Consider the following 6,910-nt stretch of genomic DNA (forward strand, 5'->3'; position numbering starts at 1 on the left):
ATCCCCATAGATCGAAGGCCGACCATGCATTAGCATTTAACCCGGACCACTCGGTGGGGTCAGCTCAGCGTACTTCAGTCAACTGTGACTGTCGTCAGTCAAGGCTACCGAAAATCTCATCGAATCCAGAAAGCTATTGCGAAACAGTTGGGGATAACGCCGCAGCAGCTCTTCCCAGATCGCTATGCAGAGGAGGAGTGCCAAGACACCAAAACCTGACATCGGGAAGTAAAAAGACCCTCCTGCGCTAACAGGAAGGCCTTCTGAATAAGTGTCGTTTCGATCCGACCCCTTATTCATCCCCTGAGTCTCACGAAAAGTCAACCTGCCGGGGCGTCTTCCGGCAGGGCAGTCAAATTCATCTCAAACATAGGGGGATGTCGCCACACGCCTGCACCGATCCACATGGGCCGGGCCCAGGTGAGGTGCGCTCCAATCATCATGCAAGATAATCTGATCTACCGCGGGCCGGAGCCGAGCCACGCGACCCGTGTTCCTGCGCGCCGTTCCAAGGGCAGCCTTCGTGGCTCATTGGTGGCCACGCTGCCTGGCTTCAAGCGCCCGCGACTTATCTACTTCGAAAGCGCACTCGAGTATGCCTTCCTGTGCCTGATGCTAGTGCGGGACGACGTGCACCATGTCCGGGAGCAGCCGCCTGCGATATCTTATGTCGGCATTGATGGCCTCCCTGCGCGACATGTCTTCGATTTCCTCATCACCAAGGCGGATGGCGAGCGGATCGCGGTGGCGATCAAACCCATGCAGCGCGTTCTGAAGCTTAACTTTGCCTCCGAGGCTCGAAGCTGTCGCCGCTGCGGTCTCCAAGTCCTTTGCGGACCGGGTGCTGCTGGTCACCGATCTGCACATTGACCGACAGGCCGCCGCTGAAGCGGCCCGGAAGCTCGCCTGGTCGCGCCCCTCTCTGACGGAGGTGGCGGCATGACCCTGCGTTTTCGCTTCTCAAGCTCCGACATGATCACCACGGCAGGCGTCGCCATGCGCCCGCTAGAAATTGACGACAAAGGCGGCACCTTCGAGCGCGTCGGCCAGCCGGGGATCACCGAGGTATTTTCCCACCAGGAGCTCGCCGAGATGATGCGTCGGCCGGACACGACCTACCTTGCCGGGTATTTTGACCGGGCCACACAAGAAGCGCATCGCGACAAACCTGTGCAGGTCATCAGCGAGCTGTCGGAAAAGACCGCACGGCTGGTGATCTGGCGGAAGGCCGTCTGTGACGCCTTCCTCGCTCTCGAAGCTGCGGGCCTCATCAAACGCACGCAGCGGGCATATGAGCAGGCCCAAGCGCAGCTTGCATCAGTGACAGAGAGGTTCGTTGGCGAAGGCGCAGCGGCTTTTGCCAAGATACGACCGGGCAAGGAAATCAAAACTCGGAAGCTGCCGGGAAGCCGGACGGTCTTGCAGTGGGTGCGCTCCTATCAGGCTGCAGGCTACTCCGCACTTTCGCTCATTCCGGCCACACATCTGTCCGGCAATAGAACCCGGCGCTGGTGCCCCAAGGCCGAAGCCCTGATGAACCAAGTCATCGATATCTACGCCGACACGCAGCGACCGAGCAAAGTCCAGTCTATTAAGGAGACCCGGGCGCTGTTCGCCGAAGAGAACGCGCGCAGAACCAGCGCGGGCGCAACGATGCTCATGGTCCCTTCGGCCTCTAGCGTTAAACGCCGACTGGACTCAGCTGACCCCTTCTACATCTACGCCAAACGGCATGGCACTTCTGCGGCTGCCCGGAAGTTCGCCATGAGCAGCAACGGTCCTGATGTCGTACGCCCCATGGAGCGTGTCGAGATGGATGAGAACAAGCTCGACGTCATGTCGTTGCTGACGCTGACAGGCATCTGGGAGCACCTGCCGCCGGATCGGCAGAAGAAATTCGAGGCGGGGCGACGCTGGCTCTACATTGCAATCGACTGCGCCACGAAATGCGTCGTGTCGATGCGATTGGCTGAATCGCCAAACTCGGATGATGCGATCCGCGCACTGCGGCTGATTTTCGAGGACAAGACCCCGCTGGCCCAGGCGGCCGAATGCGAGACCACATGGCATCATCATGGCGGGATCGGAACCCTCGTGACCGACATGGGGCCTGCCTTTGTCTCGGATGCCTTCCAGGCAACGGTAGCGTCGCTTGGCGTCACGTCGCATTTGCCACCTGCCGGAATTCCCTGGATGCGGGGGCATATCGAGTCGTTCTTCCGAACGCTCGGCCACCAGCTCATGCCACTCTTGGCAGGTCGTACCTTCTTCGACACCGTGGATCGCGGTGACTACCCCTCCGAGATGCTCGCCTGCCTGTGCGACGACGATCTGATAAAGGTTCTTCTGACCTACATCGTTGATATCTATCACAATCAGCCACACGGTTCGCTGAAAGGGGAAACCCCGAATGCAGCATGGAAGCGCCTGATTGCCGAACACGGGACGCCTCCGGTACCGGATGGCCTGACCCTTAGAAAAGCATTCGGCAGGCCGATGCCCCGGAAACTCAATGACGAGGGCGTGCTGTTCTCTGGGCTTAGTTATAGCTGCGAGGCGCTGCGGGAAGCCTATCTCCACTCCCCCATAAGGGAGGTGGAAATCAGGGTGGATCTGCAGGACATCGGCTGGATCGCCGTCAAAGTTGGCGCAACCTGGTATCCGGCGCTCGCCAATCAGCACGGCTTCAAGGGCGTGAGTTTCGAAGAACTAAGGGAGGGCATTCGGGCGGTTCGACACGCGCATGCGCGCGCTGCGAAGCTGGACGTGCCCAAGGTCCAGCGCGCCATCGGGAGGATTTCCGAGGCGAACCGTCGTGCGTTCGCGTTGCGCGCCCTGACGCCGTACCACACAGCCGACGTGGAGGTAGCGCGTGCAGATGCGTCGCTGCACCATCCGCTTCGCTCTGACGCGCAACGGTTGGGATACGTGCCGCCGAGCAACGATCTGCTCAATGACGCAATCTCCATTACTCCGCCAACGGACCCATCTGGGAAGCCGGACAGCGGCGATAACGGGCCGATCTCCGAGCGTCGAACGAGACGCAAGAACCGCAGACGCTGGGGGTTCAATGATGGGAAATGATCTGATCACCCAAGCGGCACAACGGGTCGCTGAACTGAAGGCGTATTTCGTCGATCATGAGCGCTTCGTTCCACTGGCAGAAGGGTTCTCCATCCTCGCCGAGAAAAGGCTCGTAGACATCCAGACCGGCCGTATTAGCGAGGCGCAAGGGCTTGCTCTGTCCGGACAATCCGGGGCCGGAAAAAGCGCGACAATCACCCATCTTCTTGCCCAAGAAGGGCAGAGGCTGGCCGATCAGGGATACGGAGATTCAACCATCATCAGCTTGCGGGTGCCATCACCTGCAACGCTGAAATTCGTTGGACAGATGCTCCTTCGCGCGCTTGGCTATCCCATCGGTGCCGATCGCCATGCTTGGTACATCTGGGACCTGGTTCAACATCACCTCAAGGAGCGGCGTGTCCTTTTCGTGCATCTCGACGAGGCGCAGGACCTGGCGTCGCGGGGTACCAAGCACGAGCTGGATTCAGTGACGTCCATGCTGAAGACCCTGATGACGGACCCGGAATGGCCGGTCGGGATCATTCTTTCGGGCACAAACGAGCTGGAAGACATCCTCAACCATGACCACCAGCTCGCTCGGCGCATGAGGACCGTTCGGTTCGAAAGTCTATCACCTGCTGCATATGGCGAAGATATCCTCGACCTACTCGAAAACTACTGCGAACTGGCGAAGCTCGAACCAGAGGATGACGTTCTGGAAGTATCCCACGGCGAACGCGTGGTCCATGCGGCGGCAAACCAGTTCGGCATCGCCATCGTCCTGATCCTCGACGCCATCGAGGATGCCTACCTGCAAGACCAGAAGACACTGAACCGGCATAATTTCATCAGGGCGTACCATCGGCGGACCTCCTGCGATGCCGAGTTCAATCCGTTTGTCGTGCCGGACTTCATGCGCATCGATGCCCGTCAGGTGTTTTCCAGAGGAGCGCGGGGGGAATGATGACACGAGCTCTTCCTCTTCGCGTGGACTATGTGCCCGGCGAATCCGCTACCTCCTTTGCCTCGCGCCTTGCGCGGCGCAACGGCGTTCCGCGCCTTGTTCCCTTCTGCTCGGATATCGGGATCGACTACGGGCAGCTGACCAACGGTGCCCCGACAGAGATCGAACGTCTCGCAGCCTTGGGCGGGACAGACCCCGCCGCGATGCAATTCTGGACGCCGCGCGTCGTCGGGGATGGATGGTTCGAACTCGGCCATGCCACGTTGAAGTTCACCTGCTTCCGGCGGACACACGCACGCACCTGTCCGGTCTGCATGTCCGCCGCGCGTCAGCGGCCGGAGGACGTGCCCGCAGTTCACCACGGCCTGTGGCAGCTCGAAAGCATCCGTACCTGCCACGTCCACCGGTGCCTTCTGGTGCCATTGGCGCAGGCCGGAACGGACAAGGACGTGTTCGACATCGTGCCCCACCTCCGAAACTACGCGCCCACACCTGCGGTGCATATGGCGGACAAAGACCGTCATCTGGAGAATTGGCTGGCAGACCAGATCGGTACCGGACAGGAGACCTGCAGAGACTGGTTCCATGGCCTGCCGATCCACGTCGCCGTCCAGACCGCCGAAAACCTCGGGGCCCTGATGACCTTGGGTGCCGATGCCAAACGCACCGATATCTCGGAACAGGATTGGGTGCGTGCCGGAAACGCCGGTTACATGGTCTTGCGAGACGAGCTCGAGGCCATGCTCGCGACACTGCGCGAGATACAATCGCTCACGCCAATTGATGCACGGCTCCATCGCCACCGGTTCCGGCTGTTCTACAACTGGTTGCGGGACCGCGATGAAGACCCCGCATTCGATGTCATCCGCGACAGTGTCCGCGACTACATCTGGTCGAATTTCCCCGTCGCCGAGGGGTCCATCATCCTCGGTCAGCCAGCGCCGGAACAGCGGGTGCACACGCCAGCGACAGCCGCCGCCATTTCAGGTGTCAGCCGGTGGAAGATCGAACAGCACCTGATCCGGCGCGGCCTCGCATCGGCCCGGGACAACGGACAAGGCGTACACCTCAACACCTATCCCACCTCCGAAACCATTTCCGAGATCACCACCCAGATCCACGGAATGATATCCGCGACGCAAGCCGGAGACATCCTTGGCGTGACCTTGGCGACCTTGCGCCTGCTGCGCACGCAGGGGCTCGTGTCTCATGCCGCGGCCTGTCCCAAGAACGGGTCCTATTTCGAGGAAAGAGAGGTCTCGGATTTTCTGAGGAAACTGAGAGCGTTGGCCAAGCCAGAGCAACACGCGCCGGAAGATGCTGTCCTGTTCCGCGATGCCGCCCTGCAGTGCCAGACGTCGCTGGCAAAGGTCGTGGCCTGCGTTCTGGACAATCGCCTTCCCCTTTTCGCGACGGCTCCCGCCGACGCAAGGTTCGGCGATCTCCTAGTCTCCATCCGGGCCATCCGACAAACCACAACCATCCCGGCGGAGGATGCCCTGTCGCTCGGTGAAGCCAGCCTGCGCCTGAAAACCAATACGAGAACCATTCGCGCTCTTCTGAAGCGCGGGCATATCGTCCATGTCCAGCCCTTCTCCGACGCCAAGCATCGCCGGTGGCAGGTGATCTGCGCCAGGAGCGTGGAAGAGTTCAGCACGACCCACATCTCGCTGACCGAACTGGCCTGCCGCCGCAACCGCGACGCCGCCAACCTCAGCAAGGACCTCTACAGCTACGGCATCCGCCCTCTGCGGCTCGGGGACAAGTGCCAGCGGTTCTTCAGACGGCGCGATGTGATCTAGAAAGTCGTGATCTGACCAGGAAGCCGACCTTCGGGTCGGCTTCTTCATACCCGCCGAGAGGCAAACCTATGCGACGAAAAAGGCAGCCTTCACGGGTCGCCGGGATTTCGCCCGTCTGATTTCAAAGGAAAAAATAGACCCCGAAAGGCAGAACTTCGTGACGTTTCCCATCCTTTGAAAAGCATCAGTTAGTTCTGCCTTTTTGGTCAGAGGATTTGCCTCTGCCGCGCAGACCGGTGCTGTTTTCCCTACGAAAATCCATGCTGCTTTGATCCGCGCTCGTGGCGTGTCGATCGCTGCGCAGTCCTTCCCCCAGTCAAACCCGAGGATGGCCCATGAGCGACCATTTCTTCGTCGTGACGGGCGGCCCTGGTGCGGGCAAGACCAGCCTGATCACCGAGCTCTCCCGCCGCGGCTTTCATACGATCCCCGAATCTGGCCGCGCGGTCATCCGCGAGGAGATGGCCAGCGGCGGAGACGCTCTCCCCTGGGGGAATCGTATGGCCTATGCCGAACAGATGCTGGAGCAACACCTGCGCGCCTACGAGGACGCACAGGCCCTCTCAGGCCCCGTGATCTTCGACCGGGGCATTCCCGACATAATGGGCTACCTGACCCTCTGCGGCCTCCCCGTGCCGCCCCACGTCGCCGCTACGGCCAAGGCAGCCCGTTACAACGCCCGCGTCTTCCTGACACCCTACTGGGACGAGATCTTCACACAGGACACCGAACGCACGCAGACCCGCACCGAGGCCGAAGCGACCTGCGCCGTCATGCGGGAGACCTACACCGCTCTCGGATACAAGATCACGGAGCTGCCGTGCACCGACATCGCATCACGCGCTGATTTTGTCTCTGCGCAACTAGCGCTCTGACCGGTTTCTCCAGATGGACGGAGAACCTACTGAAGCGGACAAACCGCGCAGCTCCCCCCCCTGCCTCCTACTACCTGAAGCCGACGGCCCTTTGCGGACGGTCGGTCGCTTTGGATGCTGCATGACCGCGCTCCCCCAAGCCGTCACTCGACTAGGCTCAGGATGCATTGATTTCGCGGGAACAGCATGATTCACGGCTTTGA

The 6,910-nt window shown here is 60.7% G+C and carries 6 protein-coding genes; all 6 read left to right on the plus strand.

Annotated elements, in window-relative coordinates; all coding sequences use genetic code 11:
• Nucleotides 1-84 precede the first annotated feature (84 nt).
• The 6 genes from G0A00_RS26680 to G0A00_RS25725 all read left to right on the plus strand — a co-directional run bounded on the left by G0A00_RS26680 (nt 85) and on the right by G0A00_RS25725 (nt 6,707).
• Nucleotides 85-219: a helix-turn-helix domain-containing protein gene (locus G0A00_RS26680; RefSeq protein WP_164185519.1), complete on the plus strand. Its 135-nt coding sequence runs from the start codon at nt 85-87 to the stop codon at nt 217-219.
• Between the two features lie 222 nt (nt 220-441).
• Entirely contained in the window at nt 442-870 is a 429-nt protein-coding gene (locus G0A00_RS25705) for a hypothetical protein (RefSeq protein ID WP_235953387.1), read from the plus strand.
• 69 nt (nt 871-939) lie between these two features.
• A complete protein-coding gene (locus G0A00_RS25710) occupies nt 940-3,084 on the plus strand; it encodes a DDE-type integrase/transposase/recombinase (protein WP_164185520.1) in 2,145 nt (714 codons plus the stop codon).
• Entirely contained in the window at nt 3,071-4,030 is a 960-nt protein-coding gene (locus G0A00_RS25715) for an ATP-binding protein (protein ID WP_164185521.1), read from the plus strand. The genes G0A00_RS25710 and G0A00_RS25715 overlap by 14 nt, the downstream gene beginning before the upstream one ends.
• Entirely contained in the window at nt 4,027-5,832 is a 1,806-nt protein-coding gene (locus G0A00_RS25720; RefSeq protein ID WP_164185522.1) for a TniQ family protein, read from the plus strand. Before G0A00_RS25715 ends, G0A00_RS25720 begins: the two co-directional genes overlap by 4 nt.
• Before the next feature lie 335 nt (nt 5,833-6,167).
• Nucleotides 6,168-6,707, plus strand: coding sequence for an AAA family ATPase (locus G0A00_RS25725; protein WP_164185523.1), 540 nt, complete (start codon nt 6,168-6,170; stop codon nt 6,705-6,707).
• The last annotated feature ends 203 nt before the right edge of the window (nt 6,708-6,910 follow it).

It is taken from the genome of Salipiger sp. PrR002 (genome assembly GCF_010500775.1).
In the GTDB taxonomy this organism is placed as follows: domain Bacteria; phylum Pseudomonadota; class Alphaproteobacteria; order Rhodobacterales; family Rhodobacteraceae; genus Salipiger.

Excerpts from the sequence above, each read along its gene's own strand:
- G0A00_RS25705 (WP_235953387.1), top strand. The coding sequence starts at position 442 with ATGCAAGATAATCTGATCTACCGCGGGCCGGAGCCGAGCCACGCGACC.
- G0A00_RS25710 (WP_164185520.1), top strand. The coding sequence starts at position 940 with ATGACCCTGCGTTTTCGCTTCTCAAGCTCCGACATGATCACCACGGCA.
- G0A00_RS25715 (WP_164185521.1), top strand. The coding sequence starts at position 3,071 with ATGATGGGAAATGATCTGATCACCCAAGCGGCACAACGGGTCGCTGAA.
- G0A00_RS25720 (WP_164185522.1), top strand. The coding sequence starts at position 4,027 with ATGATGACACGAGCTCTTCCTCTTCGCGTGGACTATGTGCCCGGCGAA.
- G0A00_RS25725 (WP_164185523.1), top strand. The coding sequence starts at position 6,168 with ATGAGCGACCATTTCTTCGTCGTGACGGGCGGCCCTGGTGCGGGCAAG.